This is a genomic window from Bacillus sp. 5B6 (assembly GCF_000259405.1).
Taxonomy (GTDB): Bacteria; Bacillota; Bacilli; order Bacillales; family Bacillaceae; genus Bacillus; species Bacillus velezensis.
Window position 1 is genome coordinate 1,771,202 of record NZ_AJST01000001.1, and the last position, 26,182, is coordinate 1,797,383.

The 26,182-nt window shown below is 50.8% G+C and carries 3 protein-coding genes; all 3 read right to left on the reverse strand.

Going from position 1 to position 26,182, the window contains the following annotated elements:
* Positions 1-5: 5 nt before the first annotated feature.
* The 3 genes from MY7_RS08220 to MY7_RS08230 are packed head-to-tail and all read right to left on the reverse strand — an operon-like array spanning position 6 to position 26,169.
* On the reverse strand, positions 6-10,781 hold the full coding sequence (locus MY7_RS08220) for a non-ribosomal peptide synthetase (protein WP_007611860.1): 10,776 nt from the start codon (positions 10,779-10,781) through the stop codon (positions 6-8).
* A 25-nt stretch (positions 10,782-10,806) separates the two neighbouring features.
* Positions 10,807-18,456, reverse strand: coding sequence for a non-ribosomal peptide synthetase (locus MY7_RS08225; RefSeq protein ID WP_007611861.1), 7,650 nt, complete (start codon positions 18,454-18,456; stop codon positions 10,807-10,809).
* A 15-nt stretch (positions 18,457-18,471) separates the two neighbouring features.
* Positions 18,472-26,169, reverse strand: coding sequence for a non-ribosomal peptide synthetase (locus tag MY7_RS08230; RefSeq protein WP_029326088.1), 7,698 nt, complete (start codon positions 26,167-26,169; stop codon positions 18,472-18,474).
* Between the last annotated feature and the right edge of the window lie 13 nt (positions 26,170-26,182).

Genomic DNA, 26,182 nt, shown 5'->3' on the forward strand with positions numbered 1-26,182 from the left:
CGATTTTAGTGGAAGCTGAGTAAGTCGGCAATATCCTGCAAGGCTTCCTCAGTCAGCTCCCGATCATCAAAGTCACTGACGGTCTTCTCCGTATCGGTTTTGCTGAGGCAGTGTTCCGACAGTTTCAGGAGATAATACCGGCAGCTTTCGGACAGCCGTTCGATCGTATCTTGCCGGAAGCGCTCCGTTTCATAGGAAATGCTGACGGTCATCCGGCCTTTTGCCGCAATCGCGCTGATTTCAAGTGACTGCTCCCGTTTCCATGTATCTGTCACATCATCTCCGCCTCCCAAAGGAGAAAACTGAAACGCGTCTGGCTGTTCCGTTTCTGCCGGATTCCCGCCGGGCGCATCGAATTGTCCGAGATAGTTAAAGCTGATCTCCGGTGCTTTCCCGAAAGTCATCCCGGCAAGCTTCGGCGGTGTTAAATATTTGAGGACGCCGTATCCGTTCCCTTTATCCGGAATGCGCCGCAATGTGTCTTTGACGGTTTTCAATGTGCGAATTTCATATTCTTCATGAGGTTCATAAACTCCGCTCCGGAAAAGCACCGGGTAAATGGAAGTGAACCACCCCACCGTCCTGCTGATGTCCGACCCTGCCTGCTCCGATTGGCGTCCGTGTCCTTCAAGGGCGATTTTCAAAGCGTGCCGCGGCGACCATTTCTGAACAGCGAGCACGGCGGAAGCCAAAAGCACATCTTGCGTATCCGTATTGTAGGCGCTGTGCACATCTTTCAACAGGGCGTCCGTTTCACTTTCTGTCAGAGTGAAGGATACCGTGTTCCGGTTTTTTGCAGAAGTTTGAGATAAATCTGCCTGCTCGTAAGGAAGACTTTCTGTTTGATAGTGTTCAATCTCCCGCCAATACTCCGCCTGCTGAAGAAGCTGTCTGCTTTCGGCATAATCGGCCAGCTGCTCCGTATATGTTTTGAATGACATGGTTTTCGGAGGGAGTTTGATTTCCTGTCCAGAGACGGCCTGCTCATAAGCAGAAGCCAAGTCTTCCAATAAAATCCGCCATGATATCCCGTCGACAGCGAGATGATGGACCGTCAGAAACAAGTAATCTTCTGCTTCAGAGCGGAACAGCCCCGCCTGTACCAGCGGCCCGTTCTCCAAATTCATGTTTCTCTGAAGCTCGGCGACGCGGCGTTTTACAAAACGTTCCTTCTCATGCTCATCGTCTTCCGTTTCTAATATGGTCAGGCTGTAAAGCTGCTCATCTGCGAGGTCAGCCGGTCTGTTGAAGAGGAGAAGACCTTTCTCTTCGTCTTTTTTGCAGACAAGGCGCAAGGCATCATGATGAACGGTAATGGCTTTTAACGTTTTCCTCAGGGCCTCTTCATCTATTGAATTTGTTCTCGTCAGCATGATGGACTGGTTAAAATGGTTTGCTTCCTTCATGTCTTGTGTGAAGAACCATTTGTGAACCGGCGACCACTTCACTTCTCCTTCTGCAGGAGCTTGGCTGACCGGCTGCCGCTCTGTACGGACATAAGGCGCCAGCTCCCTAATTGTCGGCCGGCTGAAAATATCTTTTACGGCGATCTGTTTTCCTGCCTGATGTAATCGGGCTGATACTTGCAGGGCTTTGATGGAATCGCCGCCCAGTTCAAAAAATGATTGATCCGCGGCAATGTTTTCAGTTCCGAGCACTTCGCTCCAAATCGCGGACAGCTCTTTTTCCATGTCGCTTTCAGGCTCGGTAAATGCCCGTCCGGTGTGCGCTTTTTTCCGCGGCTCAGGAAGCGCGCGGCGGTCAAGCTTCCCGTTCGGTGTGACAGGCAGGGCTTCAAGTGTTTCAAAGAACGCCGGCACCATATAAGCGGGCATTTCATTTCTGAGTGCTTGCTGCACGGTTGCACTTTCTGTTCCTTCTTCTGTCACGATATAAGCGCATAGTTCCGTTTGGCCTGCTGATGCGGTATGAGCGGTAACAGCTGCTTCTTTGACACCTTTTATGCCTGTTAAGGCGGATTCAATTTCTTTCAGTTCCACCCGGTAGCCTCTGATTTTGACTTGCTCGTCCATTCGGCCGATATATTGCAGCGTGCCGTCCGGCAGCCATTTTGCCAGGTCGCCCGTGCGGTACATGCGCCGGTTCTTCCGGAACGGGTCTTGGACAAAGGCTTGGGCCGTTTGCTGAGGAAGATTGCGGTACCCTCTTGCAAGGCCGGAACCCGAGATGCAAAGTTCTCCCGTTACACCGATCGGCTGCGGGTGATCCCCGTTTAAAATATAAACGTGTGAATGCTCAATCGGACGGCCGATCGTGATGTTCTCACTTTGTTCTATATGTCTTGCCGCTGTAGTGGCGACGCTGTTTTCCGTCGGTCCGTACTCATTGGCAAGCTCAGTGTGTGGACAAACTGATAAACTGCGGCTGATAATGTTTTGGTCGGCGGCTTCTCCAGCTAATGTGACAATTCTGAGAGACTCTGCATCCCCCGGCTCCAGTACGTCAAGCAGTGTACGGTACAGTACGGGAACAATGATCATGTGAGTGATGCGGTAAGATGCAAGATAGTGTTTAATAGCAAGAATATCTCTTGCTTCATCTTCGGCTAAAACGGCCGCTTTCGCACCGGAAATCAGCGGTGTGAACATGCTTGTTACAAAACCGTCAAATGAAAATGAAAAGAGCTGAAGAATCGTATCTTTCTCATTCAGATCATAAAATCCGCTCCGCCATTGAAGAGTTTGGCTGACGGATCGATGTTCGACCATAACCCCTTTCGGCCTGCCTGTCGTTCCCGATGTATAAATGATGTAAGCCAAATCTTCCGGTGTTGATAATGACTGGACCGGCGAAGCATCCTGTTCTTGGATATCCTCCAGTGCGAGCACTTCACCGTTAAAACGATCAGGCACTTGTTCTATCGCACCGTGTGCGGTAAGGAGAAGCGCTGTGCCGCTGTCTGAGATGATATATTGCTTGCGTTCCTCCGGATATTCAGGATCTATCGGGACGTAGGCTCCTCCGGCTTTCCAAACCCCGAAGACTGCCGCTACTTGTTCCGGCGATCTTGGTATCACAATGCCGACGGCTGCATCAGGTCCGATCTGCCGTTTTTGCAGAGCTCTGGCGATTTTATTCGACCAGTCATCTAATTCTTTGTATGTGACCAAAGTTTCCCCGCTGATAAGGGCCGCGGCATCAGGTGTTTTTCGCGCCTGGGTGATGAACAGTTCATGAACTGTTTTTTCAGACAGCTGTTGATCCGTCATGCCGTTAAAGTCCGAAAGAATCCGGTTCCGTTCCGGAGCAGTCAGCATGCTGATCGTTTGTAAAGAAGTTTCCGGTTCACGGACAATGTGTTCAAGCATCGTCATAAAGTGCGAAGCCCAGCGCTGCATCGTTTCTCTCCGGAATAAAGACGCCGCATATTCAAACAGAAAATGAATCTGTCCCCCGCCTTCAGAAGCCTGTAAAGTGACATCAAATTTGGAAACCGGACGGGACACATCCGCAGGCTGAATATGCAAACCGTCCAACAGCAGTTCCTCATGCTCTATATTCTGGACGACAAGCATGGCGTCAAACATCGGATTGCGGCTTGTGTCCCGCTGCACGCCGAGCCGTTCCACAAGCTCTTCAAACGGATAGTCTTGATGCTCATACGCCTCAAGCGCCGCCTGGCGGACTTCCGCCAAATAATCGGTGAACCGTTTGTCTCCTTTCGGCTCCGTTCTGATGGCGAGCGTGTTGACGAACATGCCGAGAATCGGTTCAAGGTCTTTGTGCGGACGCCCGGCAATCGGTGAGCCGACGATGATGTCTTCCTGCCCGCTCAATCTCGCGAGTAACGTATTGTACGCGGCGAGAAGCACCATATACAAAGTGGAGCCGTGATCCCGGGCGATGCGGTGAAGGCCGGATGCCGTTTCAGCGTCAAGCGTGCACGATACGCTGCCGCCCGCAAAGCTTCTGACCGCCGGACGGGGCTTGTCAGCCGGAAGCTCAAGCACCGGAAGCTCTCCTTCAAGCCGCTTCAGCCAATACGCTTCCTGCTTCTGATATCCTTCTTTCTCCTGAAACGACCGCTGCCAGACGGCATAGTCTTTATATTGAAGGCGCATCGGCGCAAGCGAACGGCCTGCGTACAGCTCGCCGAATTCTTTAATCAAGGTGTTGACGGACACACCGTCAGAAATAATATGATGCATATCCGTTAATAAAAGATGGCGTTCATCCGATTCTTTCACGAGAGCCGCGCGGAAGAGCGGCGCTTCCTCCAGACAAAACGGCCGGACGAATGCGTCAGCTGACTCGGCCTCATCCAGTTGAAACGGCACGCTGTCATGGATGCGCTGCACCGGTTCGCCGTCAGGCCCCGTTTCAAAGGACGTTCTGAGCGACTCATGCCGCTCCACAAGCTGCCGGAACGTCTCCTCCAGCCGGCTGCGGTCAAGCGGGCCCGTCAGTTCCAGCACAGCCGGCATATTGTAGCCGACACCGCCGTCTTCAAGCTGTTGGAGCACATACATCCGTTTCTGCGCCGAAGACACCGGATAGGTGTCCTGTTTTTTCGCAGGCTGAATCGCTTCATACGAGCTTTCTTCCAAGTCCTTAATAACCGAAGCGAGCTCTTCCACCGTCGGCCGGGCGAAGATGTCCTGTAACGGCACCTGAACACCGAACTCTTTGGCGATGCGGGAGACAAGAGCTGTCGCTTTTAACGAATGGCCTCCCCGCTCAAAAAAGTGATCCCGGATGCCGACGGGGCCGTTTTTCAGCACCTCTTCCCAAAGGGCGCAAAGCTTCATTTCCGTGACGTTCCGCGGGGCGGTGTACGCCTGTCTGTCTGCCGCTCCGCCGGGAGCCGGCAGCGCGCGGCGGTCAAGCTTTCCGCTCGGCGTGACCGGCCATTCGGTCATCTTTATGAACTGAGCCGGCATCATGTAAGCCGGAAGGCGTGTCGCAAGCTCCGCCCGCACGTCATCGCTTTCCCGTCCTTCGATATAGGCGTAAAGCGCGGTTTCGCCGTGTTCGGTCCGGGCGGTGACCGCCGCCTCACGAATGCCGTCGATGCGCCGGATCGCCGCTTCGATTTCTCCCGGTTCAATCCGGTAGCCGCGGACTTTCACCTGTCCGTCTGAACGGCCGAGCCATTCGACAAGGCCATCTTCTGTCCAGCGTGCGATATCACCCGTCTGATACATGCGTTCTCCCGGATAAAACGGATCATTGAGAAAGCGCTCCTCCGTCAGCTCAGGCCGGTTCAGATAGCCCCGGGCCACCCCTGTCCCCGCGATGTACAGCTCTCCGATACAGCCCGGCGGCAGAAGCTGTTTCTTTTGATTTAAAATATACAGCCGCATGTTATGCCCGGAAATGCCGATCGGAACATTGTGAAATTCTTTTCCTTGCGGCAAATCAAAGTACGCCGCTTCTACCGTCGCTTCCGTCGGACCGTAGGAATTTGTCAATTCCGTTCCAGGCAGAAGGTCATAAAAACGGGAAACCAAGTGCGGGCCCAATTGTTCACCGCCGGCAAAAACCCTTTTTAAGCAGATCTTTTTGATCGGCTGTTTTCTGGAATTTATATATTCCAAGAAAGCATGAAGCATGGATGGCACAAAATGGGCCGCCGTTATGCGGTTATTCTCCAAAGCGTTCAGTATCATTTCAGGGTCTTTCTCGCCGCCTTGCGGAAGGAGGAAAACAGAAGCTCCCGCGATCGGCCACCAAAACAGCTCCCAAATCGAAGCGTCGAAAGAGTAGGATGTTTTATGCAAAATGATGTCAGAATCACTTAATCCATAACGCGTTTGCAGCGAGTATAAAAAGTTTACGGCTGACCGATGTTCAACCTGCACGCCTTTTGGGCGTCCCGTAGAACCGGATGTATAGATGATATAAGCCAATGAATCAGGTTTTACCGGAACGTTAGGGTTGGCCGCAGCTTCAGGGTTTCCTGTTTGTCCGCTTTTCAGAGAGATCATTTCTCCCTCAAAAAGATCTGGTGCGAAAAGTTCTGGTTCTGCCAGTAAGAATTTCACGCCGCTGTCTTTCAGTAAAAAGCGAATCCGCTCTTCCGGGTAATCCGGATCAATCGGCAGATATGCACCGCCTGCTTTTAAGACAGCGTAAATGCCGATCAGCATGTCAGGAGAACGCCGGCCCATAATGGCAGTTTTATCCTCCAGCCTTATGCCGCGCTTGATCAGCTGATGCGCAAGCTCGTTTGCCCTTTCGTTCAGTTCCTGATACGTAATCGAAATGTCATCAGTTAAAATCGCAGGACGGTCCGGCGTTTTTTCCGCCTGCTGTTCCAGCAGATCATGAAGAGACTGATGAAGCGGAAACGCTGTTTTCTGCACGGGGCTGAAATCTTGAAGCAGAGACGCTTCTTCTTTTTCTGTCAAAACAGAAATATCGTCTAATTCCAAGCCCGGATCAGCCGCGGCGTTTTCGGCAAGTGTCGTAAAAAATCCCGCCCATTTTTGAATCGTTTTTCTCTTAAACAAATCGGTGCTGTATTCAAACTGGCAGTACAATTCACCGGCGTTTTCAGAGATGTACAGTGATAAGTCAAATTTAGAAATCGGCAGGCTGACGTCTGCCGGCTGCAGTTCAAGTCCGGCTGCCCTAAGCTTCTGCTGTTCCATATTTTGCAGCGCAAATGTTGTGTCAAACAGCGGATTTCGGGACATGTCCCGCGGCACACCGAGCTTATCGACGAGCTCTTCTAGCGGGTAATCCTGATGTTCGTAAGCCTCAAGCGCTGTTTGGCGAATTTCTTTTAAATATTCTTTGAATGTCATGCTTCCGTCGGGACGCGTCCTGAAAGCAAGCGTATTGACAAACATGCCCAGAACGGCGTCAAGGTCGGCATGAGGCCTTCCTGCAATCGGAGACCCGACAACCATATCTTCCTGTCCGCTTAAACGGGCTAACAGAACTGTGTACACACCGAGCAGCGTCATATACAGTGTGCATTTGTTTTCTTTCGCCAGCTTTTTCAACTGAGCTGTATGTTTTTCATTGATGACAAATGACACCCGGTCTCCGGAAAAACTCCGCACCGGGGGACGCGGCTTATCAGCCGGCAATTCAAGCACGGGAATCTCACCGGCAAGCCGGTTCAGCCAGTACTCCTCTTGTTTCCGATATGCGGCGCCCGCCATAAATGATTGCTGCCAGACGGCATAATCTTTGTATTGAATCCGTAACGGCGGCAGACTTCTCTCAGCATACAGCTCACTGAATTCACGTATCAAAAGATTGACGGATACGCCGTCTGAAATAATATGATGCATGTCAGCTAAAAGCAGATGCCGGTCTTTTTCTATTTGGACAAATCCCGCCCGGAAAAGGGGCGCTTTGCCGAGATCGAACGGCCGGATAAACGCTTCGGCTGATTGTTCTTTTGTAAATGCAAACGGCACGTCGTCATGAATCCTCTGCACGGGCAGGCCGTTGTTTTCTTCAAAGGACGTTCTAAGCGGTTCATGCCGCCCGATCAATTCCTTGAACACGGCTTCCATCCTATCTCGGTCAAACGGCCCCTTCACCTCTAAAACGGCTGGAATGTTATAGCTGACACCGCCATTTTCAAGCTGGTGAAGGACGTACATCCGTTTTTGGGCGGATGAGACAGGATATGTTTCTTTCATTTCTGTCTTTTCTATGGATGCGAACGGGTTCTCTTCTGCTTCACTGATGATTTTGGCGAGTTCTTCTACAGTCGGATGGCTGAAGACATCGCTCAGCGGGATTTGCACACTGCACTCTTTAGCTATTTTTGCAACGAGTGCCGTCGCCTTTAATGAATGGCCGCCAAGCTCGAAAAAGTGATCGTGAACGCCGATCGGGCCGGTTTGAAGCACTTCTTCCCATATGCGGGTAAGCTTCAGCTCCGTCACATTCCGGGGAGCTGTATATCGACGGCCCGCTGCGTACGCCGAAGCTTCCGGAAGGGCCCGCTGATCGACTTTTCCGTTCGCAGTGAGCGGAATTGAGTCAACAAAAGCCCATTTGACCGGAATCATATACTCAGGCAGCTCTTTAGCCAAATCTCTCCGCAGCTGAGAAGGATCAGTCGCTTGTGAGACGCTGCAGTAAGCGCATAATTCATTTTCGCCCGACTCATTCGTTTGAATCAGAACGGCAGCTTCTTTTACGGCGTGATGATTTGCCAGGACGGTTTCAATTTCCTTCGGTTCAATCCGGTACCCTCTGATCTTCACTTGATCATCTGTCCGGCCGATGTATTCGATTTGGCCGTCCGCACGCAGTCTTGCCAAATCTCCGGTCCGGTACATGACGGCGTCCGTTCTGAACGGATCCGGCAAAAATTTCTCTTTGGTCAGCGCCGGATTGTTCACATAGCCTCTTCCTGTATTCGCTCCGGAAATATACAATTCTCCCGCAATTCCGAGAGGCTGAAGCTGCCGGTTTTTGCTGAGAATATACATCTTGTTATGATGGATCGGTTTCCCGATCGGCGGATGTTCAGGTATGTCATCTCCCGCAGAAATCGTATACGTTGAAACCACATGAGTTTCTGACGGGCCGTAATGATTATGCAGATGCATACCGTGTGAACGGAGCGTCTGCCTGAACAAACGCGAAACGGTCAGCTGCTCCCCGGCCGTAATGACATGCTTCACACAGCGGGGAAAAGACTGTGCATAACCTTCTTCATTGAAAAGCATTTTGACAAACGCAGTCGGGAAAAACACAACTTCCGTGTTGTGCTGATCAATAAACGAAAACAGCTGAGAAACGTCCCGTTTAATTGATTCGGGCACGATACAGAGGGTGCCGCCGCTCAAGAGTACTGAAAATAACTCCTGATAGCAGACGTCAAACGCCAAAGATGCGTACTGCAGCACATTTGTGCAAAAATCAATGTCTGTGTTCGTCCATTGGTCAGAAAGCAGGTTGGCCATATTTTTATGTTCGATCAGCACGCCCTTCGGTTTCCCTGTCGTACCGGATGTATAAATCATATAAAGAAGGTCGTCCGCCGTATTAATGGATTGCACATTGCTTCCGTCCGCTTCCGTCCCGGCCTCTTCTATGTATGTAACTTGCAGCGCTTGTTCCGCGGGGACTGACTGCTGCCGCTCTGTTACAACATGGACGCAGCCGCTGTTTTCAATAACATATCGGATACGCTCCTTTGGACTGCCCGGATCTATCGGAACAAAGGCGCCGCCCGCTTTTAAAATACCGAGAACGGCCGCCGCTAAAGAAGGGGAACGGCCAAGCATGACGCCTACCGGCTCCTCCCGCTTTAATCCGCGCTTTTGCAGCAGGCGGGCCAGCTTATTAGCCGATTCGTTCAGTTCTTTGTACGTCACTGACTCACCTTCATACCGAATCACGATTTGATTCGGCGTTTTTGCGGCCTGCCTTTCAAACATCGCATGAACCGTGTCATATTCAGGTTTTTCGGTCTCTTCAGAAATCGGCGCAAGCAGCTGCGCTTTTTCCTCTGGGGTGATGATTTCAAGCTTGTCCGGCGTGATGTCCGGTTTGTCGAGAACCTGGGAGACGCTGTGTGCCAAATGGCCTTTGATATTTTCGATAAATTGGCGGTCATACACGCTTGAATCGTATCTCATTTTCAAATGAATCTCGTCACCCGGCGCCACCATCAGGTAAAAACTGTAGTTGGTTTCGTCTTCCATGCTGAAATCATGGATGTGAAAAAGGTCTTTCGTGTCTCCCTTGCTGTTCAGCACATCAAGCTCCTGTTCAACCGGATAATTCTCAAAGACGAGAATGTGGTCAATTAAGCCTTGTTTTACCTGTGAATTCGCCTGTATGTCATAAAGCGGGTGATAGCTGTATGCCTGTCCTTTCAAAGCGTCCCTTTGCACGTTTTTGATCAGCTTTTGAAACGGGATGTCCGCCCCGCTGATCCGGACAGGCACGGTATTAATAAACAGGCCGATCATTCGCTCGATGCCTTCGATTTCAGAAGGCCTTCCCGAAATGACAGAACCAAAAACCGCATCTTCTGTCTGGTTATACGCCTGAAGCAAAATGCCCCAGAGCGTGTGGAAAATGGTGCTCAGCGTGACCTCTTCTTTCACGGCCAGCTCTTTCAGCTTAGCCGTGTCCTCTTTTGAAAAGGAAAACGTCACTTCCTCTTGTCTGCTTTCGCCGGCTTTTTTCTGCTTCGGCAGAACAGTCTGCTGCTCAAAGCCTTCAAGGTATCGCTCCCAGTACGAAGCGGCTTTTTCTTTATCTTGCTCCATCAGCCACTTGATGTAGGTCCCGTACGGCACAGCGGGCTCAAGCGTTAACGGTGTCCGGCGGAGCCGCGAGGCGTATATCTGGAAGAACTCTTTCAGCACGATTCCGAGACACCAGCCATCCATAATGATGTGATGGAAACTCCATATGCACGTATATTCACATTCACCGGTTTGAAGCAGCGTCACCCGCATCAGCATGTCTTTTTGCAGATGAAACCCTTTCTCACGGTCTCTTCGTTTGGCTTCTTCAATATACTTGATTTGATCAGCCTTATTTAAATTAGTGAGATTTTCCTCAATAATGCTGACGTTCCGCTCTTTTAATACGACCTGCTGCGGCACTGACACGTTCTGGCTGATAAAGATCGTTCTGAAAATATCATGTCTTTCGAAAAGGGCATGAACGCTCTCTTCAAACACGCGGGTGTCAACCTTCCCCGTTATTGAAAAGGAGGCCTGCTCGGCGTAAGCCTGTGATTCCTTTTGCAGGAGGGAATGAAAAAGCATTCCTTCCTGCATATAAGACAGCGGATAAATATCCTGAATTGCATTCTTTTTTGTCATGTTATAATCTCCCCGTCGCCTTTTTCTACAGTTCCTCGACAAAACTCGCTATGCTGTCCAAATCATCAGATGTTAACGTTTTGCTGCTAAAATCACTAACGGTTTTTTCTGCTTCCTCTTTGCCTGTGCAGTGCGCCATAATATCACGCAAATATTGCTGTAAGGTTTGCAGCAGCTGTTCCATCGTTTCTTTGCGGAAGCGGCTCGGCGGATAGCTCAAACTGAAGTGAAGTTTGTTTTGTACGGCCATCGCGCTCATTTCCACCGCTTGTTCCCGCTGCCATGTCGGCGTGATGTCGTGCCCGCTTGCAAGACCGGACAGACTGAACGTGTGCTGATCTTCTGTATCATTGAATTGCCCTAAATAGTTAAAGCTGATTTCAGGCGCTTGTCTGAAGCGGATTGTTTTTTGTTCAGGCGGTGTCATGTATTTTAAAATACCGTAGCCTATTCCTTTCTCCGGTATTCTTCCGAGTGTGTCTTTGACCGTCTTTACCGCCGTCCCAAGTTCTGAACCGGCTGTGTTCAAGTCAATGAGCACCGGATACATGGAGGTAAACCAGCCTACGGTGCGGCTGATGTCAAGCTCCGGCATGATAGGCTCTCTCCCGTGCCCTTCCATCGCGATGCGCAGTCTGCCTCCTCCTGTCCAATCCCGTAAAGCCAAGGCTGCCGCAGTCAGAAGTATATCTTGCGTATCGGTATGGTAGGCTCGGTTAACCTGCTGAAGCAAAACGGACGTTTCCTCTTCTGAAAGCGTAAAGCTTACCGTTTGCCGAATGCTGTCGGCTCCCGTCTGATTCGGCTGTTTTTCATAAGGAAGTTCGGCGGCTGTTTCTTCTTCAGTAAAACGCCAATAGTCTTCCTCGCGCATCAGCTTGCTGCTTTTGGCGTATTCTGAAAGCCTTTCAGCGTAATGCTTAAAGGAATCAGTCTTTGGCGGAAGCTGAACCGGCTGACCTTTTACGGCTTGAGTATAAGCGGAAGACAAATCCTCCAGCAAAATACGCCATGACACTCCGTCAACCGCCAAGTGATGAACGGTGATGAATAAATAATCCCCTGACCGGGTTTTGAACCAGCCGGCTTTTAATAACGGTCCTTTCTTCATATCCATCCGCTGTTGAAGCACAGCCACTTCAGTTTCTATTTCACTTTCCCATGAATCCGTTGCAGACAGATCCCACGTGTCCAAGCTGTACAGTTCCTCTTTTTGAATGCCGTGATTGATCTGTCTGAGACTTCCGTTTTCTTCACTGACGGTGATCCGGAGTGCATCATGATGTATGACGAGATGTTGCAGGGCTTCTTCGAGCGGCTGTTTACGCAATGCGTCAGAGCTGAACATCATGACCGACTGATTGAAATGATTTCTGTTTTCCATCCGCTGTGATAAAAACCAGTGCTGAACGGGTGTCCAAGGAATGTCCCCTTCTACCGGCTGCTGATCGATGACTCTTTCTGCTTTCCGGATAAGAGGCGCGAGTTCCTTGATGGACGGGTGCCGGAACAAGTCACTTGCCGTCATTTTCCACCCATAGCGTCCGAGCCGGGCGGAAACTTGCAGTGCTTTGATGGAATCACCGCCCAATTCAAAAAATGAGTCCTCAATACCGACTTGCTTTGCGCCGAGTACTTCCTGCCAGATCACAGAAAGCTGTTCTTCAAGCTCATTCCGGGGAGCTGTGTATGCGGTTTGAAGCGCGAGCTCCGGTTCAGGCAGATTTTTCCGATCCAATTTACCGTTCGGCGTAAGTGGCAGCTTCTCAAGTTCCATCATATAGGCCGGAACCATGTAATTCGGCAGTTGCTTAGACAGTGAAGAACGCACTTTTTCTGTATCCATGTCCGTCTGCAGACTCATATATGCGATCAGTTCTTTATTGCCGGACTGCCCGGTTCTGACTGACACGGCAGCTTCTTTCACGCCGTCCAGGCTCCTCAGTGCGGCTTCAATCTCTCCCAGCTCGACCCGATAACCGCGGATTTTCACTTGATCATCCATCCGCCCGGCATATTCGATCGTTCCGTCCGGCAGCCAGCGGGCTAAATCTCCGGTGCGGTACATCCGTTCTCCGGGAACAAAAGGATTGGGGACAAATTTTTCTTCCGTCAGCTCAGGGCGGCCGAAGTATCCTCTTGCCACACCGTCTCCTCCAGTGCATAATTCGCCGATGACGCCAATCGGCTGCGGTGTTCCCCTGCCGTTTATGATATATGCGGTTGAATTTCCGACAGGGCGCCCGATCGGGATTGAATGATCGTATGATTGTTCAATCAAAAAGCAAGTCGAGAACGTCGTGTTTTCAGTCGGTCCGTATCCATTCCATACTGAGAGATGCGGCAGCGCATTCCGAACCCGGTTTACATGGCTCGGGGACAGTGCTTCCCCGCCGATAATCAATCGGGATAATCCGGAAAACACGTGTTCATTTTGTTCTGATAAATGGTTGAACAGAGACGATGTCAGCCACAGTGTCGTAATGCCGTTTTGCTGTATAAATGTTTCCAGAACATCAGAGTCGAGATAGGTTTCCTGGTCACTTACATATAAAGAAGCGCCGTTTAAAAGCGGACCGAATATTTCAAATGTCGTAACGTCAAATCCTAATGATGAAGTAAACAACAGTCTATCTTCCGGCGTAAAATCAATATAATTGCTGTTTTTCACAAGGCGGATCACGCTTCGCTGTTCAATCATGACGCCTTTTGGCGCACCTGTTGACCCGGACGTATAAATCATGTAGGCCAACGATTCAGGTCCGCCGAGCGGCTCGGGATTTTCCGAACTCAATCCGGCCTTTGTTTGAATATCCTCTATGAATAAACGTTTTCCTGTAAGCGGCAGACCGTCAAGTTTATCAGATTGGAGAAGAATCTCAGCTTTACAGTCTTTAAGCATCCATTCAGCCCGTTCCCGCGGCACATCGTCACCGATAGGCAAGTAGGCGCCTCCCGCTTTTAATATTCCGAGGATTCCGGAGGCAAGCTCTGTTGTGCGGCCGGTTAATAAGGCGACAACGCTTTCCGGACCGACGCCATTTGATCGGAGAGCCGCCGCTATTCTGTTAGCCCGTTCGTTCAGCTCATGGTATGTCAAAATTTGTCCATCATATACAACTGCCCGGGCATCGGGAGTTTCTTTTGCCTGCCGCTCAAATAAACGGCTGATGGTTTCGTGTCTTGGGTAATTGCTTTTCGTCTGATTAAACTGATAAATGACGCGATTTGTTTCAGCATTATCCAGTACGTGAATGTCACCAAGGGGTATCGCTTGGTTTTCAATTACTTTTGTAAGAATACGGGTAAAATAAGAAAGCCATTTTTCAATTGTCTGTTTTTGATAGATATCTGTATTGAATTCAAAATCAAAGCTGATGGAACCGTCAGACCCTTCTGACGCGTAAAGCGTGGCATCAAACTTTGCGGTTTTATGACTTGTATCCGCAGCTTGAGCCAAATGCAGCTTATTTAACACCAGGGATTCACGCTCCATATTTTGGAGCACAAACATCACATCAAACAGCGGATTGCGGCTTGTGTCCCGCTGCACGCCGAGCCGCTCCACAAGCTCTTCAAACGGGTAATCCTGATGCTCATACGCTTCAAGCGCCGCCTGGCGGACTTCCGCCAAGTAATCGGTGAACCGTTTGTCTCCTTTCGGCTCCGTTCTGATGGCCAGGGTGTTGACAAACATGCCGAGAATCGGTTCAAGGTCTTTGTGCGGACGCCCGGCAATCGGCGAGCCGACGATGATGTCTTCCTGCCCGCTCAATCGCGCGAGTAACGTATTGTACGCGGCGAGAAGCACCATATACAAAGTGGAGCCGTGATCCCGGGCGATGCGGTGAAGGCCGGATGCCGTTTCAGCGTCAAGCGTGCACGATACGCTGCCGCCCGCAAAGCTTCTGACAGCCGGACGGGGCTTGTCAGCCGGAAGCTCAAGCACCGGAAGCTCTCCTTCTAGCCGCTTCAGCCAATAGACTTCCTGTTTCTGGTACCTTTCTTTCTCCTGAAACGACCGCTGCCAGACGGCATAGTCTTTATATTGAAGACGCATCGGCGCAAGCGAACGGCCTGCGTACAGCTCGCCGAATTCTTTAATCAAGGTGTTGACGGACACACCGTCAGAAATAATATGATGCATATCCGTTAATAAAAGATGGCGTTCGTCCGATTCTTTCACGAGAGCCGCACGGAAGAGCGGCGCTTCCTCCAGACAAAACGGCCGGACGAATGCGTCAGCTGACTCGGCCTCATCCAGCTGAAACGGTACGCTGTCATGGATGCGCTGCACCGGTTCGCCGTCAGGCCCCGTTTCAAAGGACGTTCTGAGCGACTCATGCCGCTCCACAAGCTGCCGGAACGTCTCCTCCAGCCGGCTGCGGTCAAGCGGGCCCGTCAGTTCCAGCACAGCCGGCATATTGTAGCCGACACCGCCGTCTTCAAGCTGCTGGAGCACATACATCCGTTTCTGCGCCGAAGACACCGGATAGGTGTCCTGTTTTTTCGCAGGCTGAATCGCTTCATACGGGCTCTCTTCCAAGTCCTGAATAACCGAAGCGAGCTCTTCCACCGTCGGCCGGGCGAAGATGTCCTGTAACGGCACCTGAACACCGAACTCTTTGGCGATGCGGGAAACGAGAGCCGTCGCTTTTAACGAATGGCCGCCCCGCTCAAAAAAGTGATCCCGGATGCCGACAGGGCCGTTTTTCAGCACCTCTTCCCAAAGGGCGCAAAGCTTCATTTCCGTGACGTTCCGCGGGGCGGTGTACGCCTGTCTGTCTGCCGCTCCGCCGGGATCCGGCAGCGCGCGGCGGTCAAGCTTTCCGCTCGGCGTGACCGGCCACTCGGTCATCTCTATAAACTGAGCCGGCATCATGTAAGCCGGAAGGCGTGTCGCAAGCTCCGCCCGCACGTCATCGCTTTCCCGTCCTTCGATATAGGCGTAAAGCGCGGTTTCGCCGTGTTCGGTCCGGGCAGTGACCGCCGCCTCACGAATGCCGTCGATGCGCCGGATCGCCGCTTCGATTTCTCCCGGTTCAATCCGGTAGCCGCGGACTTTCACTTGTCCGTCTGAACGTCCGAGCCATTCGACTAGGCCGTCTTCTGTCCAGCGTGCGATATCACCCGTCTGATACATGCGTTCTCCCGGATAAAACGGATCATCGAGAAAGCGCTCCTCCGTCAGCTCAGGCCGGTTCAGATAGCCGCGGGCCACCCCTGTCCCCGCGATGTACAGCTCTCCTGCCACGCCCGCAGGCTGGATGGTTCCTCCGCTATCTAATACATACAGACGGGCACCCGGAACGGGTTTTCCGATCGGAAGCCTTGTCCGTCCGCTGTCCCGTTTTCGGTCATAGACGTAAAACGCCGCATCAACCGTCGCTTCTGTCGGTCCATAGCCGTGAATAAGCATGGTCGCCGGCAGAAGATTGGCAAACCGGGCAGCCGTAAGCGGGGAAAGAGCTTCCCCTCCGGCAAACACGCGTGTCAAGGTTCTGCCGAGGCGTGTTCTTGTTTCCGCAGGCTCTGTTTCCAGCGCGTCTAAAAAGCTGTTGACCATTGCCGGAATAAAATGCGCGGTCGTCACCTTTTCTGAGGCAAACGCTTCAATCATCCGCACAGGATCTTTCTCCCATCCGGCAGGAAGCAGATACACGGAGGCGCCGGACATCGTCCACCAAAACAATTGCCAGATGGAAGCATCGAAAGAAAAGGATGATTTCATCACGATAATATCCTCTTCCGTCAACGGGAACTGTCCTTGCATCCCTGATAAAAAGGCGGCGGCCTGACGGTGTTCAACAGCCACTCCCTTCGGTGTTCCCGTCGAACCGGACGTATAAATGATATAAGCGAGCGAATCAGCATCCGCTTCTTCAGAGACAGCCCCTGTCTCCGTCTCGCCTGTCAGAGAAGAAAGAGACACTTCAAGCGTCTCGCCGGAAAAACCGGGAACGGATAATCCCGACTGTGCAAGCAGGAGACAAGCGCCGCAGTCGTCGAGCATATAGCGCAGCCTGTCCTCAGGATACTCCGGGTCAAGCGGCACGTAGGCGCCGCCCGCTTTTAACACGGCAAGCACAGAAACCACCATCTCCGGCGAGCGTTCAGCGAGTACGCCGACCATGCTTTCTTTGCGGACGCCTTTTTGTCGGAGCCGAACAGCGAGTCTTTCTGTGTACTGGTCAAGCTCGGCGTACGTCAGCATACCGCCCGGAAAACGGAGCGCCGGACGATGCGGCGAAAGCGCGGCGCGGCGGGCAAACAGTCCGTGAAGCGTCGGAGCCGGCGGTTCAGCCGTTTCTGTACGGTTAAAGGCATCCAGCATATTTCTGGCTTCACACGCATCAAGCAATGCGATCTCGGAGGCGCTCATTTCAGGGTCGGAAATGACTGACTTCATCATATGCCGTAAAAATGTTTCAATATTCTTCATAAAAACACGATCGTATATACCGGTATCAAAGTTTAAGCGGATATAAAGAGAATTTCCCGGAATCACCTTTATGCTGCATCCGTAGTTTGTGACTTCCTCCATCGTGAAATCTTCTACCGCAAAATCAAATGAACCGGCCTGACTCACATTTTCAATTTCACGCTGGGCCGGCACATTTTCAAACACGATAATGTGGTCAAACAGCGCTTGCTTCAGAGGGCTTTGCGCCTGAATGTCATACAGCGGATAATAGCTGTACGCTTCTGCTTGCAGCGTCTCCTGCTGCAAATGCCTGACGAGCTCCAGAAAAGAAAATGAACCGCTTTTCACCCGCACGGGAATCGTATTGATAAACAGTCCCACCATTTTTTCCACGCCTGCGAGATCCGACGGCCGGCCGGAAACGACAGAACCGAAAACGGTGTCATCACAGCGGCTGACACGCTGCAGCAACATGCCCCACAGTGCCTGGAACACTGTGTTCAGCGTTGCTCCCGCCCTTGCCGCAATGTTTTTCAGCTCATTTGTCTGCTCTTCCGAAATGGTGAAAACCGCCTGCTCAAGTTCGCCATTTGGTTCCGCGGATTTTTTCGGAAGAGACGCCGATTGCTCAAGATCGGCAAGTCTCGTTTTCCAAAAAATCTCGGCTTCTTTACGATCCTGCTTCATGAGCCATTTAATATACTTTCCATATGGCTGAACAGGCTCGAGAGACGGGAGCCGTCCGTCTCCGAGAGATTGATAGATCATCAGAAATTCCTTCATGACAATTCCGAAGCACCAGCCGTCCATGACGATATGATGATGGCTCCATATACAAACATAGCGTTCAGGCGCTTTTTTCAAAATGGAGACTCTCATGAGAGGGTCTGATTGCAAATCAAAGCCTTTATCTTTATCTTCTTTTCTGAACCGGTCGGCATATTTGTCTTGTGCCTTCTCGTCCAAATGAGAAATATCATGAAACTGAACGCGGCTCGGCCTGTTTTTCAACACGACTTGGCGGGGCTTCGCCACATTCTTATGAATAAATGTCGTACGGAAAATATCGTATCGTTCAAAAACAGCATCTATACTTTTTTGGAATCGTTCCCGGTCAAGCTGTCCGCTGATCGTAAACACCGCTTGTTCGAAGTAGGCTCTTGAGTCATGATCCAACAGAGAATGAAAAAGCATGCCCTCCTGCATAAAAGATAAAGGATATATATCTTGTATTTCCGGTTGCTGCCCCATTGCGCCACTCCTTTTCTATAGTTTGTTGACGGCTCCCATAATGTCACTCAGATCTTCCAGCGTTAACTCCTCGTCACTGAAATCAGCGGCGCTCCATTCACGCTCCTCTTTGCCTGTGCAATGCGTGATGATCTGTTTGAGAAAGGCATGAAAATGTCCCGTCAAAACTTCAATCGTTTCTTTTTGATACTGAAAACGGTTGTACACGACATGCATGCTGAGACATTCCGACGATACGGAGCCGCTGATATCAAGTGTGTACGGACGTTCCCAGTCCGGGCTGACTTCATTTCCCGCTTTTACGGGAGAAACACCGAAGCCGCTGGAACGGATTTCCCGGTCGAACTGCCCCAGATAGTTAAAACTGATTTCAGGAGCATCAGATTCAGTCTCTTCCCAGAGTTTGCTTATATACTTCAGCACCCCGTATCCCGCTCCTTTATGCGGAATGCGGCGCATCATGTCTTTTGTCCGCTTAATGTGATAGCCGAGCCGCTCGCCGTCATCAGTCTGATCTTGAAAACTTGCGTCAACCAATACCGGATAAATTGACGTAAACCAGCCGATGGTTCTGCTGATATCAAGATGCTCCAGATGCTCTTCCCTTCCGTGGCCTTCCATGCTGATTTTGAATGTCTCGTTTCCGGTCCATCTGTTCAGCGCAAGGCTTAACGCGGCAAGCAATAATTCAGCCGTCTCTGTTGTGTATGCTCTGTTCGCTTCCGTTAACAGCTGCTCAGTCTCCTGTTTTGTCAATGTAACGGTCATCACATCTGTATCTTTCAGAAGATTGGAAGAGATGCGGGCATCTTTCGGAAGCGGTTTGACCGCCGCTTTTTCTCTTTCGGACCAGTAGTCTGCTTCCTGTAACAGCCGGCGGCTTTTTGCATAATCAGAGATTTGCTTCGCGTAAGTCTGATAGGAATCGGTTTTTGCCGGAAGCGCGGTTTCTTTTCCTTCGAGCGCCTGCCTGTAGCATGCGGTGAGATCTTCAAATAAAATCCGCCATGACACCCCGTCAATGACAAGGTGATGAATGGAAAGCAGCAGATGATCGCCATCATTAGCGTGAAATAATCCGACAGCTACGAGCGGACCCGTCTCCAGCCGAATGGAAGTTTGAATAAGGGCGGCCGCCTGTTCAATTGCGGCGTGCTCCTCTTGTAATGACCCTTTCCCTCTCACGTCATGCGTTTCAAACGTAAAGAGTTCTTCTTCAGAAAGGTTTTCCGCTCTGTTATATTGAATCACCGATCCGTTTTGCGTGCCGCATACCATCCGTAATGCGTCATGATGAACCGCGAGCTGTGCCAGCGCTTTTCTCATAGCAGATTCATTGATTCTGTCCGCACTGCGGAGCATTACGGACTGATTAAAATGATCATGCGGCAATGATTGCGACAAGAACCAGTGCTGGATCGGCGTCAGCGGCACGTCTCCCGTGACGGGAGCCTGATCAATCACGCGGCGGACTTTCCGGAGCCGCATCGATACTTCTCCCAGTGTCTGATGCTCGAACAGCTCGCGGACGGTCGTTTCATAGCCCTGCTGTTTCAGCCTCGCACATACTTGCAGCGCTTTAATCGAATCCCCGCCGAGATGGAAGAAATGAGCATTGGGGCCGAGTCCTTCAACACCTAAGAGTTCTTCCCAGATGTCAGCCATCATTTCTTCAGTTTCATTTCTCAGGCTGATATCATCTCCAAGGCTATCATTTAATTCAGGCTGCGGGAGCGCCTTCTCGTCCAGCTTCCCATTCGCCGTCAAAGGCAGTTCATCAAGCTCTATCAAGCGGGCGGGAATCATATATTCCGGCAGAAAAGCTCTGAGAGAGGCCTGAATCTCTGCTTCTTTTATCTTTTCGTTTCCGTGTAAGACCGCGTATGCGTAAATGGAGTGCTGACCATGCTGATCAGCACGTGTGATCACGGCGGCCTCTTTCACGGAGGAAAGCTCTTGCAGCGCTGATTTAATTTCTCCCAGCTCAATTCTGTGGCCTCTGACTTTTACTTGCGCATCTTTCCGCCCGACATATTCCAGCTCGCCATTTGTGAGCCTTTTGGCGATATCACCCGTCCGGTAGAGCCGCATGCCGGAAACATGCGGATTCGTGATGAAACGGGAGGCGGTTAAATCATCCCTGTTTACATATCCCCTCGCGACGCCTTCCCCGCCGATATAAAGCTCACCGAGAATTCCGATTGGCTGCGGATTCATATAGTCATCCATGACAAAAGCATAAAGGGTTTCCAGCGGTCTGCCGATATTGCTTTTGTTTCTCTCAATATCATCCATATTCAGTTTTTTGCATGTGACGTGAACCGTGGTTTCCGTAATACCGTACATATTAACAAGCTCCGTCTCCGGGTACTTCTCTTTCCAGCTTTTCAGCATGCCGGGCTGAAGCGCTTCTCCGCCGAAAATGACATATCGAAGCTTTAGCTTGTCCGTATGCCCGGCCTCTTCATGAATGAGTCCGGAAAAAGCCGTCGGTGTTTGGTTCAGCACCGTTACGCCTTCACTTTGCAGCAGCTGCCGGTACAAATGCGGATCACGGGCTGTGTCTTTCGGCACGATAACTACCTTTCCGCCGTATAAGAGCGCGCCGAATATTTCCCATACAGAAAAATCAAAGCAATAGGAGTGGAACAGCGTCCAGACGTCTTCAGAGCCGAAATCAAACGGCAGTCCTTTATGTGTGATAAGGCTGATGACATTGCGGTGTTCCGTCATAACGCCTTTCGGTTTTCCTGTTGTGCCCGATGTGTAAATCACGTAAGCCGGCTGTTCAGGCGTTATCATTTCTTTCGTTCTGTCTGCTGAAACGGATTCAGGCTTATCGATGTATAAAACCGGCAGCCCGTCCATTCCGGATATCCCAAGGCCCGATTGCGTCAACAGAACACGCGCGCCGCTGTCAGTCAGCATAAATGAAATCCGCTCGTCAGGATAGTCAGGATCGATCGGCAGATAAGCTCCTCCCGCTTTTAAAATACCGAGAATCCCAATCAGCATATCCGGAGATCGTTCGGTCATAATTCCGACAATCTGTCCGGAGCGGATGCCGTTTTCCGACAGCATATCGGCGATTCGATCCGCCTTTTCATTGAGCTCGCGGTAGGTGAGACGCTCATCAGACATGACGGCTGCAATTTGATCCGGCATTTTTTCCGCCTGTGCTTCAAATAAACTGACGATCGTTTCATGCCTCGGATACTCCGCCGTTTGATTTCCCGCTTGAAGAAGCATCTGTCGCTCGTTTGTGTCCAGCAAATGAATGTCAGACAGCTTCCGCTCATCATCCGATGCGATTTGTCCTAAAAGCTCTTTAAAATGACCGGCCCACCGTTCGATCGTATCTTTTTCAAACAACGCGGTACTGTATTCAAAATGAAAATCCAGTGAGCCATCCGGCCGTTCCTCGGCATGAAGCGTCAAGTCGAATTTTGAAATGTCATGCTTCACTGCATGTGAAGAAACGGATAAGCCCGGAAGGTTCACTTCGAAATCATCACTGTTTTGCAAAACGAGCATGGCATCAAACAGCGGATTGCGATTGACTTCCCGGTGTGTATCAAGCTTTTGGGCAAGTTCTTCAAACGGGAAGTCCTGATGTTCGGCCGCGCCGAGGGCGAGCATTTTCACCTCTTCTAAATAAGCGCGGAATGTCTTATCCCCTTTCGGCCTGCTTCTCATTGCCACGGTATTTACAAACATGCCGATGACCCCGTCAAGCTCAGCGCGGCTTCTGCCGGCCGCAGGTGAACCGACGACAATGTCTTCCTGCCCGCTCAATTTAGAAAGGAACAAGGAGTAGCTTGCCAAAAGAATCATATACAGCGTCGAACCTGTCTCATCCATGAGCCGGCGCAAATTCTCCGCCGATTCCTTTTGAAGGCGCGTTCGAACAACGGACCCGCTGAAATCAGGAAGCTGAGGGCGCTTTTTATCGAGCGGCAGATCAAGTACGGGAATGTTTTCCCCGATCGTCTCCAGCCAATAACGCTCATGTCTTTTGAATTCTTCAGCGGCAAACCGCTTATGCTGCCAGACGGAAAAATCTTTGTACTGGAGTTTTAACGGCCGCAACTCCTTTCCTCTGTATAAATCCGTCAATTCTTTAATCAGAACGCTCATTGACACACCGTCTGCGATAAGATGATGCATATCAAGCAGCAGAAAATGACGTTCTTCAGTGACTTTGGCTAAAGTCACTCTCAAAAGCGGCGCTTTTTCCACGTCAAACGGTTTGACGAAAGTTTCCATCACCTCTTGAAGAAGGTTCCCGGATGACATGTGAATCTCTGTGAGGTCAAGATCGACATGTGAATGTATGTGCTGCATCGGCTCCCCGTTTCGTAAAACAAATGAAGTGCGTAACGCTTCATGCCTTTGTAACAGCGCTGAAAAGGCTTCGTGCAGCCGATCCCGGTTGAGTCTGCCGCTCAGTTCCAGACAAGCGGGCATATGATAGCCCGTACTGTCCGCTGCAAGCTGATGAAGGGCATAGAGCCTTTTTTGCGCAAAAGATAGCGGGTACAAGTCCTTTGCCACAGCAGGCGTGATTTCTGCATATTCTCCTCTTTTCCTCTGTTCAAGGAAGCGGGCCATGCTCTCGATAGTCGGATGTTCAAAAACATGGCGGACGGCAAGTTCAATTTGGAGCCGTTTATGTATGTTTGAAACAAGCGACGCGGCTTTCAGCGACTGTCCGCCGATTTGGAAGAAATCATCTCTCATACTGATATGTTCCCGTTTCAGCACTTCTTGCCAAATAGACAGCAGCTCGGTCTCAAGCATTGTGCGCGGAGCTTGATAATCACCGGTTCTCTCAGCTTCTTTCGGCTCAGGAAGTGCGGCCCGATCAAGTTTTCCGCTCACAGACAGCGGCATTTCCGTCAATTTCGTAAAGCTTCCCGGTATCATATAAGCAGGTAATCTCCCGGCCAATTCGGCATGAGGGTCAAATGTCACACCCGCGTTTTGCAGTACGACATAAGCTGCAAGCTCCTGTTCCCCGTCCGCCGTTTTGCGCACGGTGACTGCCGCCTCTTTTACCCCGGACAGACTTCTGAGTGCCGTTTCGATTTCTCCTAATTCAATTCTGTAACCTCTTACCTTGACCTGATCGTCAAAGCGTCCCATATATTCAATCGTTCCATCCGGTAAAAATCGGGCTGCATCTCCCGTTCTGTACAGCCGTTCACCTTCACGAGACGGATGAGGGGTAAAGACTTTGTCCGTCAGCTCTTTTTGCTGAAAATATCCGTCCGCCAGACCTTTTCCGGAAATACACAGTTCACCGACGGCTCCGACCGGCTGCAGCCGATCTCCGTGCATCATATAGACAGAAGTGTTGGCAATCGGGCGCCCGATCGTAATCCGGCTGCTTTTTTGCAGGTTGCGCAGAATCGTCGTGGCCACACTGTTTTCCGTCGGGCCGTATTCATTCAGCAGCTCGGCATTCGGGCATATGTTGCGGCTCGCTTCCACGATATCAGGAGTGGCCGCTTCCCCGGCAAATGTCACTGCCCGAAGCGTCTGCGCATCCTTTTTCGTCAGCGAATCAAGCAGAACGCGATACAGAGACGGAACGATCAGAAGATGGCTCACTCCGTGGCGGGTGATTTTCTGTTTTATTGAAAGGACGTCTTTCGCATCATCTTCATCAGTTAACAATACACAGGCGCCCGACAGAAGCGGAGTGAACAGACTCGTTAATGACCCGTCAAATACGTATGAAAAAAGATGAAGCGCTACGTCCCCTTCTGTCATCCCGTATTCTTCACGCCGCCATTGCAATGTATTGCTGATCGCTTTGTGTTGTACAAGCACCCCTTTCGGCCGGCCTGTCGTTCCGGAGGTGTAAATGACATACGCCCAATTTCCGCTGTCAGATACCGGCGGAAGCGGTGCGGTCTGCTGGGAAACCGTTTCCTCCATGATGACGACGCTTCCCTTGAAATGCGGCGGAATGAGGGGGAGCAGGTCTTTTTCAGTCACGAGCAGTGAGGCTTCACTGTCTCTCAGTAAAAATGAAATCCGTTCAGGCGGAAATTCCGCATCAATCGGCATATAGGCGCTGCCCGACTTCCAAATTCCGAGCAGAGCGGCAACCGTACTCATTGATCGGCGCAGCATAACAGCGGTGATCTGATCGGAGCGTGCGCCTTTTTCCCTTAACGCATGCGCAATCTGATTCGCCCGCTGATTTAATTTCTTGTAGCTCCAACATACCCCGTTATATCTCAACGCCTCTTGGTCAGGCGTTTTTGCCGCCTGTTCTTCAAACAGCCCATGAACGGTTGTCTCAGGGTACGGACGGTTCGTTTCGTTAAACGAATGAATCAAGGCTTCTTCCTCCGGAGGCACGAGACTGATGCTTGATAAAAGCATGTCCGGATCTTCCGTTACACAGGAGATGACCTCCAGAATATGCCCTTTGATCCGTTTCATGTCTTCCCGATCGTAGATGCCCGCATTGTAGCTGAATTTTACATAAAACTCTTCTCCCGGAACGATGACGACGTTAAGATCGTAATTGGTTTCCTCCGCCATCGAAAAGTTTTCAAGTGAGAGCGCACTGCTTTCCGTTTGCTGCCAGCCGTTTACCGCAGCCTGCATCTGAACCGGATAATTCTCAAAAACCAGGATGTGGTTCAAGAGATCTTTTTGCAGACCGCTCTCGTTTTGAATGTCATAAAGCGGATAATAGCTATGCTCTTCCGCAGCGAGTGACTCTTTTTGCACCTTTTTGAGAAGAGAAGAAAAAGTCATATTCCCAGCCGCGCGCACCCTTACCGGCACGGTATTGATAAACAGTCCGGCCATGGATTCAATGCCGCTGATAGCAGACGGCCTGCCGGAAACAACCGAACCGAAGACCGCATCTTCAGTCCCGTTGTAACGATGGAGAATCAGCCCCCAAATGCTCGTAAATAAAGTATTCAGCGTGACCCCGGTGCTTCGGGCAATGTCTGTCAGTTTTTGTACGGTTTCAGACTCAAGGGAAAATTGAAAATGCTCAGATGCATAACCGTTTTGCGCCGGCTTATTCTTCGTTTGCGGAACGGAAACGACTTCTCCGTAATCTTCCAAGCAGCGCGACCAGAACGCTGACGTTTCTTCTTTATTCCGGCTTCGGAGCCATTTGATATAAGAGCTGTACGGAGCCGGACTGCCGAGGTTTACAGGCCGCCCGTTCCGGATCGCATAATACATGCTGAAGAAATCTTTCAGCACAATGCCCAAGCTCCAGCCGTCCATCATAATGTGATGGTGAGTCCAAACGCACGTATGGCGGTTTTCTCCCGTTTGAAAAAGAGTCAGGCGCATTAAGGGGCCTTTTTGCAGATCAAACCCCTTATGCCGGTCGGTTTCCTTGAATTCCTCAATGATGCTTTGCTGCCGTTCTTCCGAATAGTCTGAAATGTTCTCAGTCTGTACGGCTGTGTCACGGCGTGAAAGGACAACCTGCTGCGGACCTTCAAGGTCAGGCACTTCTTTTATGAAAATCGTTCTGAAAATATCATAGCGGCTGACAAGCATATCCAGACTTTTTTGGAATGTATCAATGCATAAATCCCCGCTGACTGTAAACGAAATCTGCTCGACATATGCGTTTGATCCGGAATCCAGAAGCGAATGAAACAGCATGCCTTCCTGCATATATGATAAAGGGTAAATATCTTGAATTTCTGTCGCTTGTGTCACGAATGCCACACAC